18 protein-coding genes, 1 tRNA gene and 1 riboswitch are annotated in these 19,982 nt (G+C 67.8%); of the genes, 7 read left to right on the top strand and 12 right to left on the bottom strand.

What is annotated here, in order from left to right:
* Positions 1-236 precede the first annotated feature (236 nt).
* A complete protein-coding gene (locus tag MBR110_RS12710; protein ID WP_014722650.1) occupies positions 237-497 on the bottom strand; it encodes a hypothetical protein in 261 nt (86 codons plus the stop codon).
* 391 nt (positions 498-888) lie between these two features.
* Between MBR110_RS12710 and MBR110_RS12705 the strand changes: the two genes are divergently transcribed.
* Positions 889-1,092 carry a cold-shock protein gene (locus MBR110_RS12705; RefSeq protein ID WP_011883742.1) on the top strand — a complete coding sequence of 68 codons (204 nt, stop codon included), beginning with the start codon at positions 889-891 and terminating at the stop codon, positions 1,090-1,092.
* Between the two features lie 160 nt (positions 1,093-1,252).
* Positions 1,253-2,380: an exonuclease domain-containing protein gene (locus MBR110_RS12700; protein WP_011883743.1), complete on the top strand. Its 1,128-nt coding sequence runs from the start codon at positions 1,253-1,255 to the stop codon at positions 2,378-2,380.
* Positions 2,381-2,416: 36 nt separating this feature from the next.
* On the opposite strand, the gene MBR110_RS12695 is transcribed toward MBR110_RS12700, so the two are convergent.
* The gene (locus tag MBR110_RS12695) at positions 2,417-3,010 is read right to left on the bottom strand and encodes a chorismate mutase (RefSeq protein ID WP_011883744.1); all 594 of its coding nucleotides are present in this window, start codon (positions 3,008-3,010) and stop codon (positions 2,417-2,419) included.
* Positions 3,011-3,233: 223 nt separating this feature from the next.
* Positions 3,234-3,338: a chorismate mutase gene (locus MBR110_RS12690; RefSeq protein WP_162499609.1), complete on the bottom strand. Its 105-nt coding sequence runs from the start codon at positions 3,336-3,338 to the stop codon at positions 3,234-3,236.
* A 241-nt stretch (positions 3,339-3,579) separates the two neighbouring features.
* Between MBR110_RS12690 and MBR110_RS12685 the strand changes: the two genes are divergently transcribed.
* The 4 genes from MBR110_RS12685 (at position 3,580) to MBR110_RS12670 (ending at position 8,217) form a co-directional block, all read left to right on the top strand.
* Positions 3,580-3,969, top strand: a complete 390-nt coding sequence (locus tag MBR110_RS12685) for a DUF2946 domain-containing protein (RefSeq protein ID WP_014722652.1) — start codon at positions 3,580-3,582, stop codon at positions 3,967-3,969.
* A gap of 128 nt (positions 3,970-4,097) precedes the next feature.
* Positions 4,098-6,470, top strand: a complete 2,373-nt coding sequence (locus MBR110_RS12680) for a TonB-dependent receptor (protein ID WP_181709085.1) — start codon at positions 4,098-4,100, stop codon at positions 6,468-6,470.
* On the top strand, positions 6,458-7,735 hold the full coding sequence (locus MBR110_RS12675; protein WP_060121128.1) for a sialidase family protein: 1,278 nt from the start codon (positions 6,458-6,460) through the stop codon (positions 7,733-7,735). The genes MBR110_RS12680 and MBR110_RS12675 overlap by 13 nt, the downstream gene beginning before the upstream one ends.
* On the top strand, positions 7,732-8,217 hold the full coding sequence (locus tag MBR110_RS12670) for a TlpA family protein disulfide reductase (protein WP_041493788.1): 486 nt from the start codon (positions 7,732-7,734) through the stop codon (positions 8,215-8,217). Before MBR110_RS12675 ends, MBR110_RS12670 begins: the two co-directional genes overlap by 4 nt.
* Before the next feature lie 85 nt (positions 8,218-8,302).
* Here MBR110_RS12670 and MBR110_RS12665 read toward each other — a convergent pair whose 3' ends face one another.
* The 4 genes from MBR110_RS12665 to pepN all read right to left on the bottom strand — a co-directional run bounded on the left by MBR110_RS12665 (position 8,303) and on the right by pepN (position 13,167).
* Positions 8,303-8,557 (bottom strand): GlsB/YeaQ/YmgE family stress response membrane protein, encoded by a 255-nt coding sequence (locus MBR110_RS12665; protein ID WP_006476609.1) that lies wholly within the window; start codon positions 8,555-8,557, stop codon positions 8,303-8,305.
* Between the two features lie 401 nt (positions 8,558-8,958).
* Positions 8,959-9,034: transfer RNA gene (locus MBR110_RS12660), tRNA-Thr, on the bottom strand.
* 211 nt (positions 9,035-9,245) lie between these two features.
* The gene (locus MBR110_RS12655; RefSeq protein WP_011883759.1) at positions 9,246-10,259 is read right to left on the bottom strand and encodes a class 1 fructose-bisphosphatase; all 1,014 of its coding nucleotides are present in this window, start codon (positions 10,257-10,259) and stop codon (positions 9,246-9,248) included.
* A gap of 214 nt (positions 10,260-10,473) precedes the next feature.
* On the bottom strand, positions 10,474-13,167 hold the full coding sequence (gene pepN / locus MBR110_RS12650) for an aminopeptidase N (RefSeq protein WP_059889496.1): 2,694 nt from the start codon (positions 13,165-13,167) through the stop codon (positions 10,474-10,476).
* 186 nt (positions 13,168-13,353) lie between these two features.
* On the opposite strand from pepN, the gene MBR110_RS12645 reads away from it, so the two are divergent.
* Positions 13,354-14,055 carry a DUF4136 domain-containing protein gene (locus MBR110_RS12645; protein ID WP_011883763.1) on the top strand — a complete coding sequence of 234 codons (702 nt, stop codon included), beginning with the start codon at positions 13,354-13,356 and terminating at the stop codon, positions 14,053-14,055.
* 60 nt (positions 14,056-14,115) lie between these two features.
* Here the strand turns inward: MBR110_RS12645 and MBR110_RS12640 are convergent, their stop codons facing one another.
* The 5 genes from MBR110_RS12640 to MBR110_RS12620 form a co-directional block, all read right to left on the bottom strand.
* A complete protein-coding gene (locus tag MBR110_RS12640) occupies positions 14,116-14,688 on the bottom strand; it encodes a TMEM165/GDT1 family protein (protein ID WP_014722657.1) in 573 nt (190 codons plus the stop codon).
* Positions 14,689-14,782: 94 nt separating this feature from the next.
* A riboswitch (yybP-ykoY riboswitch) is annotated at positions 14,783-14,904 on the bottom strand.
* Between the two features lie 92 nt (positions 14,905-14,996).
* Positions 14,997-16,313, bottom strand: a complete 1,317-nt coding sequence (guaD, locus tag MBR110_RS12635) for a guanine deaminase (protein WP_014722658.1) — start codon at positions 16,311-16,313, stop codon at positions 14,997-14,999.
* Between the two features lie 440 nt (positions 16,314-16,753).
* Positions 16,754-17,779 carry an adenosine deaminase gene (locus MBR110_RS12630; RefSeq protein WP_181709084.1) on the bottom strand — a complete coding sequence of 342 codons (1,026 nt, stop codon included), beginning with the start codon at positions 17,777-17,779 and terminating at the stop codon, positions 16,754-16,756.
* 18 nt (positions 17,780-17,797) lie between these two features.
* Complete coding sequence (gene xdhC / locus MBR110_RS12625) at positions 17,798-18,802, bottom strand: xanthine dehydrogenase accessory protein XdhC (protein WP_059461244.1); 1,005 nt, start codon at positions 18,800-18,802, stop codon at positions 17,798-17,800.
* Positions 18,803-19,357: 555 nt separating this feature from the next.
* The gene (locus tag MBR110_RS12620; RefSeq protein ID WP_011883773.1) at positions 19,358-19,870 is read right to left on the bottom strand and encodes a disulfide bond formation protein B; all 513 of its coding nucleotides are present in this window, start codon (positions 19,868-19,870) and stop codon (positions 19,358-19,360) included.
* Positions 19,871-19,982: the final 112 nt, after the last annotated feature.

Below are 19,982 nucleotides of genomic sequence, written 5' to 3'. Positions count from 1 at the left end.
ACTGCTAACGCCGACGCCTCCGCGCAAACAATCCGATTATTGACACATCGGCAATAGAGGTTTGTGCGGAGCATGGATAATGAAAGGATGTAATCTCGCTATACTGCAGTCTCTGCTTTCCGAAGCAGACTTTTTCGTTGACGGAAAAGATCTCCAAACCTTTGTCGGCGCGACTTCCCAGTCGCGCTTTTTTTTGCCCGTCGTTCCTGTCCTTCCCCGCGGCTTCTCCCGCGCCGCTACGAGTACGAGCGTCGCTTGCGTCTCGCAGCCGGTTCCGCGTCGTTGGTTTGCGCCTGCGGCGGCGTATAGGTCCAGTCTTCCATCACGTAGTGACGGGCATCCAGCGGCGACGCCAACAGGTTTTGCCAATGGTCGCCGTGCCAGGTCGGATCGAACTCGGTGTCACACGGCGCTTCACGGGACTCGGCCAGCGCGCGGGACTTGCGGCGTGCGCGTGCGAGTCGGCTCGCGAAGCGCTTGATTCCGTCCAGCCACATGACCTTCTCCTCCAATTGCGTGACTCCAGCATCGCAACGTGGCGCGGCTTGCGCAACCGGAAAAAACCCCGAGGATTTTACCGGCATGATTCGACCCCGGTATGTTTTTCATCATTTCGATTAACGGTGCTCCATGCCCGGTAATATTGACAGGGTTTTGGCGCGAATTAGTTAATAGAAGACGAGTGTGTGCCCATTCCAATGGCATTGATGTGATTTTGATAAAGAGGGCGTTAAAAATTTGCTTGACGCGCCTCGATCGTCCAATTTATAAAGTGAGCACTCCGTCCCCGGACGCAGCGCCCATTGGGAATCGGCACGCTGTTACGGGTGTTCGGGAAGCGGCTATAAATGGTAGCTTTTTTGATCTAAACGAGTGGGGAACGAAGGTATGGATACCGGTATCGTAAAATGGTTTAACGATGCTAAAGGTTTTGGCTTTATTACATCCGACAATGGCGGCGAAGATTTGTTTGCGCACTTCTCCGAAATCCGGATGGAAGGCTTCAAGACGTTGAAGGAAAACCAGCGCGTTTCGTTCGAGGTGAAGGTCGGCCCGAAGGGCAAGCAGGCAGCGAATATCCAGGCAGCCTGACGCGCCGCGTAGTACCGATCACGTCCGGCCCCCGCATAGCGGGGGCTTTTTGCTTTTCCGGCCGCGAAAACGGTCGACGGGCGGATCGATTTCGGTTGCACTGGCCCGCGACACCCGCGCCGGTGCATACTCGCGGAAGCATCGTTTCTCCCGTCTCTTCATGTCCGACCTTTATCCGTCCGATCCTGCCAGCGAACAGCCGCTCGTCTTCGTCGACCTCGAAACCACTGGTGGATCGCCCGCCGAACATCGCATTACCGAAATCGGGGTAGTCGAAATCGGTCCGGGCCACATGTCCACATGGACGACGCTGGTCAATCCCGGGCAGCCGATCCCGCCGTTCATCCAACAGCTGACCGGTATTTCGGACGACATGGTGCGCGACGCGCCGTCGTTTGCGTCGCTCGCGCCGGCGCTGTTCGAGCGTTTGGACGGCAAGCTGTTCGTCGCGCACAACGCGAGCTTCGACCGTGGTTTTCTGCGCGCAGAATTCGAGCGCGCCGGCCTCGCATTCAACCCCGACGTGCTATGCACGGTGAAGCTGTCGCGCGCGCTGTTTCCGCGCGAGTCGCGGCATGGCCTCGATGCGCTGATCGAGCGGTATGGGCTGGTCCCCGCCGCGCGCCACCGCGCGCTCGCGGATGCGGACCTGATTTGGCAGTTCTGGCGGCAATTACACACGCTCGTGCCGCTCGAGCGCTTGCGCGACCAGATCGCACGCACGACGCGCCACTTCCGTCTGGGCGGCGACTTGACCGAAGCATGGCTCGATACCGCGCCGGCCGGATGCGGCGCCTATGCGCTGTTCGGCGAGGGCGACGAAGCGCTGTACGTCGGCCGCAGCGTGCGTGTCCGGCAGCGCTTGCGTGCGCTGCTGACCGGCGAGCGGCGCTCGTCGAAGGAAATGCGGATCGCGCAGCAGGTGCGGCGCGTCGAGTGGCGGGAGACCGGCAACGAGCTGGGCGCGATGCTCGCCGAAGCGCAGTGGATCGCGCGCCTGCGCCCGGCATACAACCGGCGACCCACGGCTGCGGCCGTACGTGCCGGTGATGCGCCCTGGCCGTTCGACGGCGCGGTCGCGTTCGAGGCGCACGGCGAGCGCAGCCTGTTTCATGTGATCGATGCGTGGCGCTACCTCGGCGTGGCCGAGTCGCTCGACGCCGCCGCGCGGCTCGCGGCGGACGGCACGGACGGCGCGTTCGAGCCCCATACGCAGCGTCTGTTGCAGACCTATCTCGCGCGCGGCCTCCAATTGATCCCGCTGGCGGCGTTCGCGGCCGCCGACTGAGAATCGCGCGCGGCTGCCTGCGATCGTGGCGGCCGGTCAGCCGATCGCGCTGGCGCCGCCCGCCGAGCAAACATGGGACAGCGCGGTGCCGAGCGCCTGCGTACGCGTCGAATCGTAGCGGGTAAGCGTCTTCCAGTTCGCGATGCTGCGCGCGAGCCGTGCCTGGCAATCCGGGGCGTCGCGCACCGGCGCGGCTTGCGCGAGCGCGGCCAGCATCTTCTGCGTGAGCTGGTCGAGCGCCGGGCGCGTGCTGGTCGCGAGGTCGGGTGGCGTTCCTTCCGGAGGTCGCGTCGCGCGCCAGTTGGCGAACAGCGCGTTTTGCACGTCCTTGCTGGCGGCGATCTGGTCCTCGAAGAAGGTGCGGGCGACCGCCGCGTCGACGCCGGCTTGGACCGCGCGCTTTTCCACCGACGCGAGCAGCGCGGCTTCGCGCGGCTTGTCTTCGATCGCCTGGTGGTTGGCCCATTTCCAGCGCGCGACCGGCTCGGCAAGCGCGAGCCGCTGCGACGCAAGGGCGACGAGATTGGTGAGCGCGGTGTCGTCGCCGTCTGCGCGCGCTGCGGGCGGCGCCGAAAGGAATGCGACACCCAGCGTGGCGACAGCGAGGCTGGCACGAATGGCTTGTTTCATCGGGACGTTCGGAAGTGGCCGCAGGGGCCGTGGCGGGAAAACCAGAAGGATAGACGAAGACGGCCGCGCGGCGGAGCGACGTGACAGCGGATATTCAGCGGACGCGCCGAACCGGCACCGTCAGGCCGTTGCAGCCCGGGTGCAAAGCGATCTGCGCACGAAACGCAGCGAGAAACCGCACGATCTCGATCGACACGCGACGGTTACGGAACGGAACGCGCGATCACTTCGGCGCGTAGAGCTTGTGCTGCTCGTCGAAGAATGCCCGGACGTGCTCGGGCAACTCGGCGAGGAACTCGACGCCGACGGGCTCCGGATCCGGGCTCATTACTTGCTCGGGCGGCGGCATGCGGGTTGGTCTTTCATCCATGATCGTTTCTCCAGCGGGTTCAATAATTATCAACCTCGCGCTCGGATTTATGCCAGAGGCGAATCGTTAGTTTTTGTCTCTGTTGTATTAACGGCACATGCATTGGCGCGCGCTGTCCGATGCCGACTATTGCGCCGCGCAGGATCGGCAACGATCGGTCCGCTTGTTATACTTCGCGCGCACTTTTTCCTCGACCGCGATGACACGAAAGACGCGATGGATCGGCCTCGTCTGGCTGGCGCTGGTACTGAACGTACTGTCGCCAGTCATCGGCTATGCGCGCGTCGCGGCGAGCGGTTCCGGCGCGCTTCCGCTCGAGCTGTGCAGTGCGGCCGGCGCCCACCGCGTCGTGTTCGCACCGTCCGCCGACGAGCAGGGCACGGCGTCGTTCGACCATGCCGCCGTACCGCACTGCGTGTACTGCCCGGGCTTCGCGTCGAACGTCGCGCTCGCCACCAGCGTGCCTGTCTTGCCCGGCTTCGTGCGCGCGTTCGCCTACCGGGCCGTCGCACCTGTCGTGCCCGATCGTCCCGGGCAGCCTATCCGACTCGCGCAGCCGCGCGGCCCGCCTGAAAACGTCCCGATCTGATTGATATCGTCCGCGCGCCTCGACGGCGCGCGTGCCGCCCGCGGGCGCGTTCCGCGCGCCACGCCTCACGCGCGCGCTGCGTGCGCTCGCGTGCTGCGGCATTCGGTCACGTTTTCAGGAATTGATCCATGTCGTTCACCTTCGCCGCGCGCCCGCCGCGCGGACGGCTCGCGCTCGCGTGCGCGACCGCTTTCGTATGGCCGCTCGCGCAAGCGGCCCCGATCGACGGCGCGTCCGCCGATCCGACCTCCGGCGCGACGCGCGTGTCCGCCGACGGCGTGCCGTCCGCTGCCGTACCCACGCCCGCACCCACGCCCGCACCCACGCCGACCGGCGACACGCTCAGCGCCGTCAGCATCACCGCCCAGCGCCAAAGCGTCGATCCCGACACGCCGGCCGTCGTCGAGTCGATCACGCGCGAGCAGATCGACTCGCACACCAACACCAGCACCGAGGACGCTCTGAAGTACGCGCCCAACCTGATGGTGCGCAAGCGCTACATCGGCGACCGCAACAGCGTATTCGCCGGGCGCGACTTCAACGAGCTGCAGAGTGCGCGCGGGCTCGTCTATGCCGACGGCCTGCTGCTGTCGAACCTGCTCGGCTCGAGCTACGCGTATCCGCCGCGCTGGTCGCTGATCGCCCCCGACGACATCGCGCGCGTCGACGTGCTGTACGGCCCGTTTTCCGCGCTCTATCCGGGCAACGCGATCGGCTCGACCGTGCTGCTGACGACGCGCAAGCCCGACCGGCTCGAGGCGTCGGTGTCGACGCAGTTCTTCACGCAGCGCTATCGCGACGGCTACGGGTTCGCGGACAGCTTCGGCGGCAACCATCAGACGGCGAGAATCGCGAACCGCATCGGCAGGTTCTGGTTTTCGCTGTCGCTCGACCGGCTGGAGAACGATGGCCAGCCGATGCAGTATGCGAGTCCCAATGCCGCGTACAACCCGCGGCTCGGCGCGACGGTGCCCGTGACCGGCGCGGCCACCGACATCGGGCCCAACGGCAAGCCGCGCACGATCGTCGGCGTGCAGAACATCGAGCGGACCGAGCAGCTCAACGGCACGGTGCGGATGGGCTATGCGTTCACCGACCACGTCGATGCGACCCTCACGCTCGGTCACTGGGAAAACCACTACCGGCAGCACGGCGCCACCTTCCTGCGCGACGCGGCCGGCAATCCGGTGTACGGCGGCAACGTGTCGATCGGCGGCCGCAACATGACCGTCGCGCCGAGCGCATTCGCGCCGCAGCGCGGCGACCAGGAGAACTGGCTGTACGCGCTCGGGCTGAACGGCCGGCTCGATTCCGGCTGGAGGCTGTCGGGCGTGGTGTCGGCCTACGACGTGTCGCGCGACGTGCTGCGCGCCGCGTCGACTGCACAAGGCGGTGCGGGGACGCTGTTCGACGGCAACGGCACGGGCTGGCGCACGCTCGACCTGAAGGCCGAGGCGCCGGACGTGCACGGTCATACGTTCACGTTCGGCTATCACTACGACAACTATTTCCTGCGCAACGTCACGTACAACACGGCCGACTGGCTGGCCGGGCCGAGCGCGTCGGTCGCGAGCGTCTACCGCGGCGATACGCGCACGCAGGCGCTGTTCGCGCAGGACGCGTGGCGGTTCGCGCCCGGCTGGCTCGCAACGCTCGGCCTGCGCTACGAGCGCTGGGACGCCTACGGCGGCGCGCTCGGCAACGGGAGCGCCACGCTCGGCTACGCCGACCGCGGCGCGAATGCGCTGTCGCCGAAGGTCGCGCTGCAATGGGACGCGACCGACGTGTGGCGCTTCCGGCTGTCGTTCGCGACGGGCACGCGTTTTCCGACGGTCGGCGAGCTGTTCCAGGGAACGATCTCGAACAACGCGATCGTCAACAACAACCCGGGCCTGCGGCCGGAAAAGGCGATCGACTGGGATTTCACGGCCGAGCGCGACGTCGGCGTCGGCGTGGTGCGGGCGAGCGTGTTCCAGAGCGACCTGCGCGATTCGATCTACAGCCAGACGACGGTGTCGGGCGCAACGACGGTCACCAATATCTCGAACGTCGACCGCGTGCGCGTGCGCGGCGTCGAGCTCGCATTCAGCGGCCGCAACGTCGGGCTGCGCGGGCTCGACATCGACGCGAACGTCTCCGCCAGCAACGCGCAGATCCTGGCCGATGCCGTCAATCCGGCGTACGTGGGGTCGCGCTTTCCGCGCATCCCGCGCGTGCGCGTGAACCTGCTCGCGTCGTACCGCTTCGACGAACACTGGCTGGGAAGCGTCGGCGTGCGCTACTCGGGCCGCCAGTTCAACACGCTCGACAACAGCGACGTGAATCCCGACGTGTACGGCGGCACCAGCAACTTCACGATCGTCGATCTGAAGGCCCGTTACAGCTTCGACCGTCACTGGAGCGCCTCGGTCGGCATCGACAACGTGACCGACCGCCGCTACTACGTGTTCCATCCGTACCCGGGCCGTACCTTCTTTGGAGAATTGAAATGGTCGCTGTGAAATCGTTCGCGGCAGCTTGCGCGTTGTGGCTCGCAACGCTGTCGTGCGCCGCCGCGCACGATCTGCGGGATACGCACGCCGCACCGCAGGCGGCCGATCCGCATGCCGCGCACATGAGCATGCAGCCGGCGCCGGCGCAGCAGAAGCCGCCGCTCGCCACCGGCGCGGCGTTCGATGCGCGGCACCGGCTGTGGGTCGCATGGGTAGAAGGCGCGCACGTCGTCGTCGCGCACTCGGATGACGCGGGCCGCACGCTGTCCGCGCCGGTCACCGTCAACGCGATGCCCGAGCCGATCTACACCAGCGCGGAAAATCGGCCGAAGCTCGCGACGAGCCCGGACGGCCGCGCGGTGTACGTGTCGTGGTCGATGCCGCTCGACGCGCCCTACACGGGGATGGTGCGCTTCTCGCGTTCGCTCGACGGCGGCGCGACGTGGAGCGTGCCGATCACCGTGCATCGCGACCGTCAGGCGATCACGCACCGCTTCGACATGATGGCCGTCGACCCGGCCGGCAACATCGCGATCGCGTGGATCGACAAGCGCGATCTCGTCGCGGCGAAGGCGGCGGGGCAGTCGTACGACGGCGCGGCCGTCTACTACGCGGTGTCGCGCGACGGCGGCGCGTCGTTCGAAGCGGAGCGCAAGGTGACCGACCACACCTGCGAATGCTGCCGGATCGCGATGGCCGTCGATCCGGCCGGCCGCATCGAGGCCGTATGGCGCAACGTGTTTCCCGGGCAGATTCGCGATCACGCGCTCGCGGTGCTGCCGATCGCGGCATCGGAGCCGGTCGTGCCGTTGCGCGCGACCTTCTCGAACTGGCGGGTCGACGCGTGCCCCGAGCACGGGCCCGCGCTCGCGATCACGCCGGACGGCACGCGCCACATCGCGTGGTTCGGCGTGGTCGACGGCCGCGCCGACGTGTTCTATTCGCGCATCGACGCAGACGGGCGGCCGCGCGGCGCGCCGTGGGCGTTCGGCGCGAATCCGGCGGCGCCGGACGAACAGGCGTCGCATGCGGCGCTCGTCGCGCGCGGCGACATCGTGTGGCTCGCGTGGAAGGCGTTCGACGGCGACACGATGCACATCAGGCTGCGCCGCTCGGACGATCGCGGCGAGCACTGGTCGGCGCCGCGCGACATCGCGTCGACGTCCGGCGCGAGCGACAACCCGCAGCTGCTCGACGATGCGGGCCGCATCTACGTGTCGTGGCGCACGCGTAACGACGGCTATCGGCTGATTCCGGTGGAGGGCGCGCAATGAAGCGAGGGTGGATCGTGGCGCTCGGCGCGCTGCTCGCGAGCGTGCCGGCATGGGCCGGCGAGCTGCAGCCGCTGCGTGCGGCCGAGGTCGCGACGCTGTACGCGAGCGCGCATGAGCGGCCGCTCGCGGTCGAGATCTGGTCGCTGGACTGCGGCTATTGTCGCGAGAATGCCGCGCATCTGGTGGCGTGGCAGCGCCGGCATCCGGACGTGCGGCTCGCGATGGTCGCGCTCGACGCTTACGACGACAGCGCTGCCGCGCTCGCCCACGCGCTCGCGCAAATGAACTTGCCGCCGCAAGTGGCGCAATACGCGAACGCGGAGCCGATGCCCGAGCGGCTGCGCGCGGCGCTCGATGCGGGATGGCGAGGAGAAATGCCGCGTACCGTGTGGATCGGCCGCGACGGTGTGCGCGACGCGCGCAGCGGCTTGCTGACGTCCGACGTGCTGGACGGCTGGCTGCGGCACGGCAACGGCCGCTGACGAGGACGGCGGCGCGCGAAGGGCTGCGCGCCGCGTCTCGGTGGGCCAGAAACGAAAACGCGCCCGAAGGCGCGCGAGAAGATCGTCAGGCCGCGCGCCTGAATAGCCGGATCACGAACAGCAGGATCACGGCGCCGATCACCGCGACGATCACCGAGCCGATGAAGCCGCTGCCGATGCTGATGCCGAGCAGCCCGGCAAGCCAGCCGCCGATCACCGCGCCGACGATGCCGACGATGATGTCGACGATCAGCCCGAACCCGCCGCCCTTGACCAGCAGGCCGGCGAGCCAGCCGGCGATCGCGCCGATGATGAGCCACATAATCAAGCCATGAGTCATGGTGATCCTCTCCTTGTGTTTGAGTCGAAATGACCGGACGCCGGCTGTTCTGCCGCATGCTGCTTGAAGGCGACAGTGCGACCCGCCGCGCCGCCTTCGCAATGTAACGCGATAGACGGGTCGGAATCGTTAAGTAATGTTATGCACGCTTAAACGCTTTTTCCAGCAGATTCGCCGGCTCACCGGGCGTGGTGCGTGGGAGAGGAGAGCGGTGTCGGGAGCGATGCTGGCTGAGCGGCGGCTGCCGCAACGTGGCGCACGGCAAGGTGTCGCAGCGGCAATCACGCGGCTGCGTAGCGCAGGCTGAATGAGAGGGAGAACGGGCGCACGCGGTGTTGCACGAACGTGGGCCGGAAAAGAGAAAAGGCCTGACGAGCATTACTCGTCAGGCCTTTATGTCTTGGTGCCGGAGATAGGAGTCGAACCTACGACCTTCGCATTACGAATGCGCTGCTCTACCAACTGAGCTACACCGGCAGCAGAGAAATGAAATTATATGGTCAAGTCCGAGATCTTGGCAATAGGTTTTGCGAAATTTTTTCAGCTTGCTGCTGCTTTTACTTCGCGAAACCGTCGATCCGGCGGGCTTGCCGCTTTCACTTCACTACGATGCGGCTTGTGAGGGCCGCATCGCGAAGGCGCGATTCTACTGAGGTCGCGCGCCTTCGTCCAGTGCTTCGATGCAAATTTATTTGCCTTCGTTGTGATAGGCGGTCACGCGCTCGACTTCGTTCTTCGAGCCGAGGAACACCGGCACGCGCTGGTGCAGGCCGGTCGGCTGCACTTCCATGATGCGCTGCGTGCCCGTGGTCGCCGCGCCGCCTGCCTGCTCGACGATGAACGACATCGGGTTCGCTTCGTACATCAGGCGCAGCTTGCCCGGACGATCGGGCGTGCGCTTGTCGGCCGGGTACATGAAGATGCCGCCGCGGTTCAGGATGCGGTGCACGTCGGCCACCATCGACGCGATCCAGCGCATGTTGAAGTTGTCGCCGCGCGGGCCTTCCTTGCCGGCGTTCAGTTCGGAGACGTAGCGCTGCACCGGCTCGTACCAGTGGCGCGCGTTCGATGCGTTGATCGCGTACTCGCGCGTGTCGGCCGGGATCTGCATGTTGCTTTGCGTGAGCACCCACGATCCGACTTCGCGGTCGAGCGTGAAGCAGTTCACGCCGTTGCCGGTCGTCAGCACGAACACCGACTGCGGGCCGTACACCGCGTAGCCGGCCGCGACCTGTTCGGTGCCCGGTTGCAGGAACGATTCCTCGGTGGCCTGCTTGCCGTGCGGGCAGCGCAGCACCGAGAAGATCGTGCCGATCGACACGTTCACGTCGATGTTCGACGAGCCGTCGAGCGGATCGAACACGAGCAGGTATTCGCCGCGCGGGTAGTTCGCGGGGATCGGGAAGAACGTTTCCATTTCCTCCGACGCCATCGCGGCGAGGTTGCCGCCCCATTCGTTCGCGTCGAGCAGGATCTCGTTCGACAGGATGTCGAGCTTCTTCTGCACTTCGCCCTGGACGTTCTCGCTGCCGGCGGTGCCGAGTGCGTCGCCGAGCGCGCCCTTCGACACGTTGTAGCTGATCGCCTTGCACGCGCGGGCGACGACTTCGATCAGCAGCCGCAGGTCGGCGGGCAGGTTGTTGGTCTCACGCTGCTGCTCGATCAGGAACTTGGACAGCGTGGTGCGGCGGGCAATGGACATGACAGACTCCGAAAGGCCAAAGAATCCTTGAATTGCCGCAATTTTACCCGGCACGCCCGTCGCGCCGCCGCCTTTTTTCGTCCGGTTACATGGACGCGACGCGCCCGTGCGGCGGCCCCGCCCGAGCCTGGCCGGTGTGGAGCCGATAAAAAAGCCGGCGCCGCAACGAGGCGGCGCCGGCTTGGTCGCAGCGGCAGGCGATGCGTCGCGCGCGTTATGCGAGCGCCTTCTCGACGATCTCGCGCACGTCGCGCGATTTCGCGCCGGCCGCGACCTGCTCCAACGCTTCGCGCATCCGGTCGCGCAGCGTCGGCGTGAAGCGGCGCCACAGCTCGAGCGAGCGGGCGAGGCGCGCGGCGACCTGCGGATTGATCGCGTCGAGCGCGAGCACCTGCTCGGCCCAGAACGCATAACCCGAGCCGTCCGCCGCGTGGAACTGCGCCGGGTTCGCCGCGCAGAAGCTGAAGATCAGCGAGCGTGCGCGGTTCGGATTCTTCAGATTGAACGCGGGATGCGCCATCAGGTTGCGGACCTGCGCGAGCGTCGGCCGCGCCGGCGTGCCGCGCTGCGCGGCCTGCATCGCGAACCACTTGTCGATCACGAGCGCCTCGTTCTCGAAGCGGCGGTAGAAGTCGCCGAGCGCGCGCTCGGCCGCGTCCGTCGCACCGGCCGCAGCGCCCGCCAGCAGCGCGCCGAGCGCGGCGGCGCGATCGGTCATGTTGTTGGCCGCGTCGTACTGCGCGGTGGCGATGCGCACGGCCTCGGCCGGATCCTCGAGTTCGGCGAGATACGCGAGCGCGAGGTTCTTCAGCGCGCGGCGGCCGGCCGCGTCGGGCGTCGGTTCGTACGCGCCGGGCGTCTGGTGCTGCTCGTATGCGGCCAGCCACTCGGCGCGCAGCGCGGTCGCGAGCTGGCGGCGCACGAACTGGCGCGCGCGGTGCACGGCGGCCGGGTCGGCTTCGGCCATCTGGTCGGCCAGATAGGTTTCCGACGGCAGCGTCAGCGCGAGCTCGCGGAACGCGGGCGACAGGCTGTCGTCGGTCAGCACGCGGCGGAACGCGGCGACGAAGTTCTCGCCGAGCGCGAGCGGCTCGTTCGCCGCGGCGCGCGCGGCGAGCGTGAGCAGCGCGCGCGTCGCGAGACGCTGGCCGGCTTCCCAGCGGTTGAACGGGTCGCTGTCGTGCGCGAGCAGGAACGCGAGATCGTCGTCGCTGTAGTCGTACTCGACGATGACCGGCGCCGAGAAGTTGCGCAGCAGCGACGGCAGCGGCTCTTCCGCCACGTCGACGAACGTGAAGGTCTGCTCGGCGGCCGTGAATTCGAGCACGCGCGTCGTGCCCGACGCAGCGGCTTCGCCGTCGAGGCGCAACGGCAGATCGCGGCCGTCGCGGCCGATCAGGCCGAGCGCGAACGGAATCAGCAGCGGCCCTTGCTGGGTCGCGCGCGCGGCCGGCGACGCGTCGCCGTAGCCCTGCGCGAGCGTGATCGTATAGCGTCGCGCGGCCGCGTCGTAGGCGGTGCGCACCGACACGCGCGGCGTGCCGGCCTGGCTGTACCAGCGCTCGAATTGCGCGAGGTCGCGCCCGTTCGCGTCGGCCATCGCATGCCGGAAGTCGTCGCAGGTGACCGCGTGACCGTCGTGGCGCTTGAAGTACAGGTCCATCCCCTTGCGGAAGCCGTCGCGGCCGAACAGCGTCTGGTACATCCGCACGACTTCCGAGCCTTTCTCGTAGACGGTCATCGTGTAGAAGTTGTTGATCTCGACATAGCTTTCCGGGCGTACCGGATGCGCCATCGGGCCGGCGTCCTCGGCGAACTGCAGCTGGCGCAGCACGCGGACGTCCTCGATGCGCTTGACCGCGCGGGCCGCCGATTCGACGTCGTCGCCCGCGGCCATGTCGGCCGAGAATTCCTGATCGCGGAACACGGTCAGGCCTTCCTTCAGGCTCAGCTGGAACCAGTCGCGGCAGGTCACGCGATTGCCGGTCCAGTTGTGGAAGTACTCGTGGCCGACCACCGATTCGATGTTCGCGAAGTCGGTGTCGGTCGCGGTCTCGGGGTTCGCCAGCACGTACTTCGTGTTGAAGATGTTGAGCCCCTTGTTCTCCATCGCGCCCATGTTGAAGTCGCCGACCGCGACGATCATGAAGCGGTCCAGATCGAGCTCGAGGCCGAAGCGCCGCTCGTCCCAGCGGATCGAATGGATCAGCGAATCCATCGCATGGCGCGTCTTGTCGAGATCGGCCGGTTCGACCCACACCTGCAGCAGTTTTTCCTTGCCCGAGCCGGTCGTGATCTTCTCCTCGATCGCGACGAGCTTGCCCGCGACGAGCGCGAACAGATAGCTCGGCTTGCGGAACGGGTCTTCCCATTTCGCGAAGTGGCGGCCGTCCGGCAGCTCGCCCGAGTCGACGAGGTTGCCGTTCGACAGCAGCACCGGGTACGCGGCCTTGTCGGCGCGCAGCGTGACGACGTACGACGCCATCACGTCCGGCCGGTCGACGAAGTAGGTGATGCGGCGAAAGCCTTCGGCTTCGCACTGCGTGAAGAAGTTGCCGCTCGAGACGTACAGGCCCGACAGCGTGGTGTTCTGGTCCGGCGCACATGCGCTGTCGAGCGTGAGCTCGAACGCGTCGGGCACGTTTTCGACCGTCAGCCCGTGTTCGTGCGCGCGCACCGCGCCGTACGGCGCGCCGTCGAGCCGTGCGCCGAGGAAGTCGAGCGCTTCGCCCATCAGCTCGAGATGCGGTGCGGGCGCGGCGTCCGGGTTGCGGCGCACGCGCATCGTATTCCTGACGACCGTGCGAGCCGGTGCGAGATCGAATTCGAGTGCGACGGAGTCGATGAGGAAGGCCGGCGGCGTGTAGTCGGCGCGGCGGATCACGGTGGAGGAAGCGTTGTCGGACATGGTCGTCGAGGTGGGTGGAATGGGGATCGGGCCCGCGGCGCGGGCCGGGCGAGTCGGGTCATTGTACAAAGGCTTGCGCCCGCGTGCCGCGCGAACTTTTTGCCGGCTCGGGGAGTCCGCGTATCATCGGCATCCCGTGCGCTTCGCGCGGTGCGACGTGCGGGTGACGGATCGACGAGGATCGACATGAAACGCGAATGGATACGACGCGGTGCGGGCTGGGCGGCTGCGCTGGCCGTGGCGCTGCTGACCGGCTGCACCAGCTACGTGACGACGCAGGTCACGGCCTTCTCCGACTGGAGCGGCAGCGACGCGACACGCACCTATGCGTTCACGCGCACCGACGCGCAGAAGCAGAGCATCGAGCAGTCGACGTACGAGCCGATCGTCGCGAACGAACTGTCCGCCTATGCGTTCCGGCAGGTGCCGGCCGCGCAGGCGCGCTACCTGGTGGGGCTCAGCTATGGCGTCGGCAGCGATCTGGTGACGGTGCCGCAACCCGTCTATTACGATCCGTGGTTCATCGGCCCCGGGCCGTACTGGCGCGGCGGGCCCTGGGGGCCATGGGGCCCGTGGGGACCGATGCCGGCCGGCTACGTCGCGCAGACCTATCAGGTCTACGACTACACGCTCGGCATCCGCATCACCGAGCGTGCGACCGGCAAGGAAGTCTATAACGTGACCGCACGCACCACCGGCGACAACGGTGCGCTGCTGTACGCGATGCCGTTCCTCGCGCGCAGCGCGCTCGCCGATTTCCCGCTGTCGAACGGCGCGATCCGCACGGTGCGGCTGCCGGTCGACAAGCATGGCGGGCCGGCCGCGCCGGCTGCCAACGAGCGCGCGGTGCCGGCGGTGCCGGCCTCGGCTGCGGCGGTCGCGAAGTAACGCGCGCGCCGCACGGCCCACACGAGCGCGGCCGAGGCGCCGCGCCGCGGCCCGCTTGCTTCAGGAGCCGACGCCCAGCAACGCCAGCGCGCCGAGCACGACGAACAGCACGGCCGCGATGCCGTGTACCAGCTTGGTCGGCAGCCGGTGCGCGAAGCGGTCGCCCAGCAGGATCGCCGGCACGTTGGCGAGCATCATCCCGAACGTCGTGCCGGCCACCACGCCGATGTAATCGTGGAAGCGCGCGGCGAGTGCGACGGTCGCGATCTGCGTCTTGTCGCCCATCTCTGCGAGAAAGAATGCAACGAGCGTCGCGCCGAACACGCCGAGCCGCGAGCGCGTTGCGCTCGCTTCGTCCTCGTCGAGCTTGTCCGGTACGAGAATCCACAAGCCCATCGCGATGAACGAGAACGCGAGCGCCCAGCGCATGATCGACGGCGTGACGAGCGCGCCGAGCCATTCGCCGAGCGCGCCGGCGAGGCCGTGGTTCACGAGCGTCGCGGCCAGCACGCCGAGAATGATCGGCACGGGCTTGCGATAGCGCGCGGCCAGGACGAGCGACAGCAGTTGGGTCTTGTCGCCGATTTCAGCGAGAGCGACGGCGCCGGTGGAGATCAGGAAGGCTTGAGACACGTATGGGGTTCCACGGGCCGAGGTTGTGCGTGCGAGCGACGATTCGCCGCGCGCCGGGCCCTGATGCGGCGCGCAGTGAACCATCGGTCTCGCCAGGCCACGGTGGCTGCGTCCGCCATGGCCGAACGGCCAAGTCTGTTGACGGACGCCTCCGTCACGATGCGCGCCGGTGGCGCGGGACATCGAGCGGAGCGGCTACTCCCCAATGAGCGGCGAATTCTAGCACGGCAACGCGCGCGTGCGGCGCGCCTGCGGCTGCGCCGGCGCCGGCTGCCGCGTGGGCCGCGTCGGTGCCGGCAGCCTATGTGTCAGGCGGCGGCCCGGCGTGCGGCGCCGCGCTCGTGCACGAGCCGGCCGGCCGCGTAGGTGCGGTACACCGCGCGATCGTCGCCGAGCAGCGCGAACGCGAACAGCAGCTCCTCGAGCGACTCGGCGCGCTGCGTGCGGCGCGCGAGCAGCGGCGTGGCCTGTGGGTCGAGCATGATGAAATCGGCTTCGCTGCGCGGCGCGAGCGTGCCGACCGTGTCGGCGAGATCGAGCGCCTGCGCGGCGCCGGCCGTCGCGAGCCAGAACATGCGCGTCGCGGTCAAGTGATGGCCGGACAGACGCGCGACCTTGTGCGCCTCGTTCATCGTCTGCAGCATCGAGAACGACGTGCCGCCGCCGACGTCGGTGGCGAGCGTGACGGGCACGTCGAATTCGCCTGCCTTGTCGAAATCGAACAGCCCGCTGCCGAGGAAGAAGTTCGACGTGGGGCAGTGCGCGACCACCGTGCGCGTGTCGGCCATCCGCCGGCGGTCCTCGTCGTCGAGGTGGATGCAGTGGCCGTACACCGCGCGCGGGCGCAGCAAGCCGTAATGGTCGTAGATGTCCAGATAGCTGCGATGGCCGGGGAACAGCTCGGCCGCCCATTTCACTTCATCGACGTTCTCGGCGACGTGGCTTTGCACGAACACGTCCGGATGGCGGCGCGCGAGTTCGCCGCAGGCTTCGAGCTGCGCTTCGGTCGAGGTCGGCGCGAAGCGCGGCGTGAGCGCATACATTTGCCGCCCGTTGCCGTGCCAGCGGCCGATCAGCTCGGCGCTGTCGTCGTAGCCAGACTGCGCGGTGTCGCGCAGGAACTCTGGGCAGTTGCGATCCATCAGCACCTTGCCGGCGATCATCCGCAAGTCGCGCGCGTCGCTCGCCGCGAACAGCGCGTCAGCCGACTGCTTGTGCACCGTGCAGTAGACGAGCGCGCTCGTCGTGCCGCATGCGAGCAGCTCGTCGAGGAAGAACTCGGCGACCTCGCGCGCATGGTCCGGATCGGCGAAGCGGCGCTCGGTCGGGAACGTGTACGTGTCGAGCCACGGCAGCAGGCCGGGCGCCGGCGACGCGATCATGTCCGTCTGCGGGTAGTGGATGTGCGTGTCGATGAAGCCGGGCACGATCAGCTTGTCGCGCAGGTCATGGACGATCGCGTCGCGCGCGAGCGTCGGCGCGAGTTGCGCATGTGCGCCATGCGCGACGACCTTGCCGTCGTCGACGATCAGTAGGCCGTCGGTCTCGTAACGGGCGGCCTGGCTCGACTGCGCCGGGTCGCCGTTGAAGGTCAGCAGCTGGGAACGGAAAGCGGTTTGCGTCATCACGAATGGTCCTGCATCAAGGTAAGGCGAACAGAAGAAAACGGTCGGTGCGGCCGACGGCATCGGTCGGCCGCGCCTGCATGCGCATGCGTGTCGCGACGACGAGCATGCACGCGGGCCGCGATGACGCGTACGCGCGGGAAGGGCGCGGCCGATAGCGCCGGGCTGCCCGCAGCCGGCGGCGTGCCCGCTGTTGCTCGCGCTGCCGCAGCCGGCCGCCCGACGCACCGCGCCGGCGACCTTCGGTGCGCATCGGCGCGCAGGGCCGTTTCCGTCCGGCCGACGCATGCGGCGAGGTCCGGGCTCATGCTCGCCGGGCGCGTCGCGTGCGCTTCTTGCGCTCCGCGCGACGCGTCCGCCCGACTGAGCGCCGAGCCGTGCATCGCGAAGCGGATGTCGTTGCGGCGTTTCATCTGTCTAGCGAACCTCGATGCGGGCCGTCATCCGGCGTGCCAGTACGCGTCGAGCCGCGCGATCAGCGCGTCGCGCTGCGCGGCATCGACGAACGACGCTTCGAAGCCGTTGCGGATCACCGCGTAGACCTCGGCGTCCGTCAGCTGCAGACCGTCGACCGTCGCGAAGTAGTTGTCGTTGACGTAACCGCCGAAGTAGGCCGGATCGTCGGAATTGATGGTCACCGCGACGCCGCGATCGAGCAGCGCCTTCAGCGTGTGCTTGGCCATGTCGTCGAACACGCACAGCTTCAGGTTCGACAGCGGGCACACGGTCAGCGCGACGTGCGTGCGCGCGAGCCGTTCGACGAGCGCCGCATCTTCGATGCTGCGCACGCCGTGGTCGATGCGGTCGACCTTGAGCACGTCGAGCGCTTCGTAGATGTAAGCGGGCGGGCCTTCCTCGCCCGCATGCGCGACGAGCTTGAGGCCGAGCGCGCGCGCCTTGTCGAACACGCGCGCGAACTTCGTCGGCGGATGGCCGAGTTCGGACGAGTCGAGGCCGACGCCGATCAGCCGATGACGATAGCACTCGAACAGCGGCAGCGCCGCTTCGAACGTCGCGAGCGCATCGTCCTCGGACAGATGGCGCAGGAAGCACAGGATCAGCTTGCTCGACAGCCCGCGCTGCTCGGCGTCGGCGAGCGCGCGGTCGATGCCGGCGACGACCGTCTCGATCGGCACGCCGCGTTCGGTATGCGTCTGCGGATCGAAGAACAGCTCGGTGTGCACGACGTTGTCGGCGCGCGCGCGTTCGCAGTACGCGGCCGTCATGTCGTAGAAGTCCTGCTCGGTGAGCAGCACGCTCGCGCCCGCATAGTAGATGTCGAGGAACGACTGAAGGTCGGTGAACGCGTACGCGGCCCGCAGCGCGTCGATCGACTCGTAGGCGAGCTTCACGCCGTTGCGCTGCGCGAGCGCGAAGATCAGCTCGGGCTCGAGCGAGCCTTCGATATGGATGTGCAGCTCCGCTTTCGGAGCGCGTGCGATCTTGTCCTTGAATGTCGGGGTCATGGCGTCGTTCTTGGTCGGTCAGAATGTTGGGGAAGCGTGCGCGGCCGCGTTCGCGTCGACGGCCTGCAGCAACTGCGCGGCCACCGCGATCGCGATCACTTCGGGCGCCTTGTCGACGATGCCTTCGACGCCGATCGGGCAGTGCATCCGGGCGAGCTGGGCCGGATCGATGCCGATCGCCGCGAGTCGATGATCGAACTGCGCGCGCTTGGTGCGCGAGCCGGTCATCCCGAAGTACGCATAGTCGGCGCGTCGCAGGATGCGCTCGGCCAGCACGAAATCGAGCGCGTGGTCGTGCGTCGTGACGATGAAGTACGCGTGCGGCGGCGCGGCGTCGACGGCGTCGGCCGGGCTGGCCAGCGCGTCGATCGCGAGATTGCCGATGCCGGCCAGTGTCGCGGCCGGCGGAAATGCCGCATCGGGCCCGTCGATCCAGCGCACCTGACACGGCAGCGTCGCGAGCACCTTGACGAGCGCGGCGCCGATCGGGCCGGCGCCGAACAGCACGACGGGGAACGCATGCGGCGCGATCGTTTCGGTCATCAGCGACACGCCGCCGGTTTCCCACAGCAGGCAATCGGCGCGGGCGCCGGCCGCCTCGGGCTCGCTCAGCAGCGGCGCACCTGGCGAGGGGCCGAATGATACGCTACGCACGGTCGCCGCGCCGGCCGTGACGCGCTTCGCGAGCGACATGATCCAGCCGAGATCGCCGACGTCGAGCCGCTCGAACGCGAGCACGACCGCACCGCCGCAGCACTGCCCGAGGCTCGGGCCGAGCGCGAGCCGCTCGAGCCGGCGCGCATGCGCGGTGTGCGCGCCGTCCTTCAGCAACTGCCTTGCGAGTTCGATCGCTTTCCATTCGAGGTGTCCGCCGCCGATCGTGTGGCGCGCGCCGTCGCGCGTGACGAGCATCTTGGTGCCGGCTTCGCGCGGCGCGGAGCCGTCGGTGTGCGCGACCGTCACGAGCACGACTGCTTCGCCGTGCGCGAGCAGTTGCTGCAGATCGCCGAGCCAGGCTTCCATCAGCACGCTCCGTTCGGGACGACACGGCGTGACGCGCGGCGCGTGTCGACCGGCGCGGCAAGCGGTGCGGACGAGAGCGGGGCGCGCCTGTCGCACGGCCGGTTCCGGTCGACGGCGCAGCATCGAATGCGCGTGGAAACGACGCCGCACGAGGTGCGGGCGCGATGAGGGTGACGGATGCGGATGGTGTGCGTTGTCATGATGAATCCAGTCGACATTGCGGATCGGGCGCGCGTTACGCAGGGGTGTGACCGCTTGGCCTCGCGCACGTAGATCGCCATCCAGTCGGGAAGATAACACCGCGACGCGCCGGCAACATGGCGGCGCGGTGATCCGGGCTATCAGACGGCGATCATGTCGATCATAGGCCGGCTGCGCACGGGCGGGGCGCCGAGGTGCGCGGCGCGGGCGGAAACGCGCGTGCAGAGGGGTTGCGCGAGCGAGCCGGGGAATCGGCGCGGGAGGCGTTGAGGGTTCGAGCGCGCAGGTGGAGCGGCGCCGCGCCGGCTGTCTCGCGCCCGATGGACGCGGCCGGTGCGGCTCGGCCGCGTCGCTTCAGCGTGCGAGTTTGCGGCGATGGCGCCAGAGGCTCGACACGGCGGCAATCAGCATCACCGCGAACGCGATCAGCGCCCAGCCCGGCAGCAGGATGCCGAAGATCGGCGGGTAGACCGTCTCGCACAGGCCCGCGACCTTGAACATGCCGGGGAACCATTGCGCGGGCGGCAGGCTGTCGACGATCGGCTGCAGCGTGTCGAAGCCGCAGCTGAAGCCCGGATTCAGCTGGATCGACAGATGCCGGGCCGCGGTGCCGACGCCGCCGGCCGCGGCGATCGCGATCAGCAGCTCGAGCACCCAGATGCCGCGCCAGTGGCGCATCCCTGCGGCAAGGAATGCGAAGATCCCGATCGCCGCGAAGAAGTAGCGCTGGATGATGCAGAGCGGGCACGGGTCTTCGTTCTTCACGTACTGCAGATAGAGCGCGCCGGCCAGCAGCGCGATGCACACCCAGCCGAGCAGCATCAGCAGGCGGCGTTCACGGCGGAGTGCGAGCGTGTAATCGTTCATGTCGGCGGGATTCCTGTCGTTGGTCGGTCCGATAAACAATCGCGCGATTTTAGCGCGAACGATCTGGCACGAAACTGACAGATCGTTCGCGGCGGCTCGTCGCCGACGTTGG

Source organism: Burkholderia sp. MBR-1, assembly GCF_013822785.1.
GTDB classification, from domain to species: Bacteria; Pseudomonadota; Gammaproteobacteria; order Burkholderiales; family Burkholderiaceae; genus Burkholderia; species Burkholderia vietnamiensis.
The sequence above is the reverse complement of the archived record's forward strand: the minus strand, read 5'-3'. Positions and strand labels throughout refer to the sequence as shown.

Excerpts from the sequence above, each read along its gene's own strand:
- MBR110_RS12690 (WP_162499609.1), bottom strand. The coding sequence starts at position 3,338 with ATGAGCCCGGATCCGGAGCCCGTCGGCGTCGAGTTCCTCGCCGAGTTG.
- guaD (WP_014722658.1), bottom strand. The coding sequence starts at position 16,313 with ATGACGCAAACCGCTTTCCGTTCCCAGCTGCTGACCTTCAACGGCGAC.
- xdhC (WP_059461244.1), bottom strand. The coding sequence starts at position 18,802 with ATGGAAGCCTGGCTCGGCGATCTGCAGCAACTGCTCGCGCACGGCGAA.
- MBR110_RS12655 (WP_011883759.1), bottom strand. The coding sequence starts at position 10,259 with ATGTCCATTGCCCGCCGCACCACGCTGTCCAAGTTCCTGATCGAGCAG.
- MBR110_RS12645 (WP_011883763.1), top strand. The coding sequence starts at position 13,354 with ATGAAACGCGAATGGATACGACGCGGTGCGGGCTGGGCGGCTGCGCTG.
- MBR110_RS12710 (WP_014722650.1), bottom strand. The coding sequence starts at position 497 with ATGTGGCTGGACGGAATCAAGCGCTTCGCGAGCCGACTCGCACGCGCA.
- MBR110_RS12705 (WP_011883742.1), top strand. The coding sequence starts at position 889 with ATGGATACCGGTATCGTAAAATGGTTTAACGATGCTAAAGGTTTTGGC.
- MBR110_RS12675 (WP_060121128.1), top strand. The coding sequence starts at position 6,458 with ATGGTCGCTGTGAAATCGTTCGCGGCAGCTTGCGCGTTGTGGCTCGCA.
- MBR110_RS12620 (WP_011883773.1), bottom strand. The coding sequence starts at position 19,870 with ATGAACGATTACACGCTCGCACTCCGCCGTGAACGCCGCCTGCTGATG.
- MBR110_RS12685 (WP_014722652.1), top strand. The coding sequence starts at position 3,580 with ATGACACGAAAGACGCGATGGATCGGCCTCGTCTGGCTGGCGCTGGTA.
- MBR110_RS12680 (WP_181709085.1), top strand. The coding sequence starts at position 4,098 with ATGTCGTTCACCTTCGCCGCGCGCCCGCCGCGCGGACGGCTCGCGCTC.
- MBR110_RS12670 (WP_041493788.1), top strand. The coding sequence starts at position 7,732 with ATGAAGCGAGGGTGGATCGTGGCGCTCGGCGCGCTGCTCGCGAGCGTG.
- MBR110_RS12665 (WP_006476609.1), bottom strand. The coding sequence starts at position 8,557 with ATGACTCATGGCTTGATTATGTGGCTCATCATCGGCGCGATCGCCGGC.
- MBR110_RS12700 (WP_011883743.1), top strand. The coding sequence starts at position 1,253 with ATGTCCGACCTTTATCCGTCCGATCCTGCCAGCGAACAGCCGCTCGTC.
- MBR110_RS12695 (WP_011883744.1), bottom strand. The coding sequence starts at position 3,010 with ATGAAACAAGCCATTCGTGCCAGCCTCGCTGTCGCCACGCTGGGTGTC.
- pepN (WP_059889496.1), bottom strand. The coding sequence starts at position 13,167 with ATGTCCGACAACGCTTCCTCCACCGTGATCCGCCGCGCCGACTACACG.
- MBR110_RS12630 (WP_181709084.1), bottom strand. The coding sequence starts at position 17,779 with ATGACCCCGACATTCAAGGACAAGATCGCACGCGCTCCGAAAGCGGAG.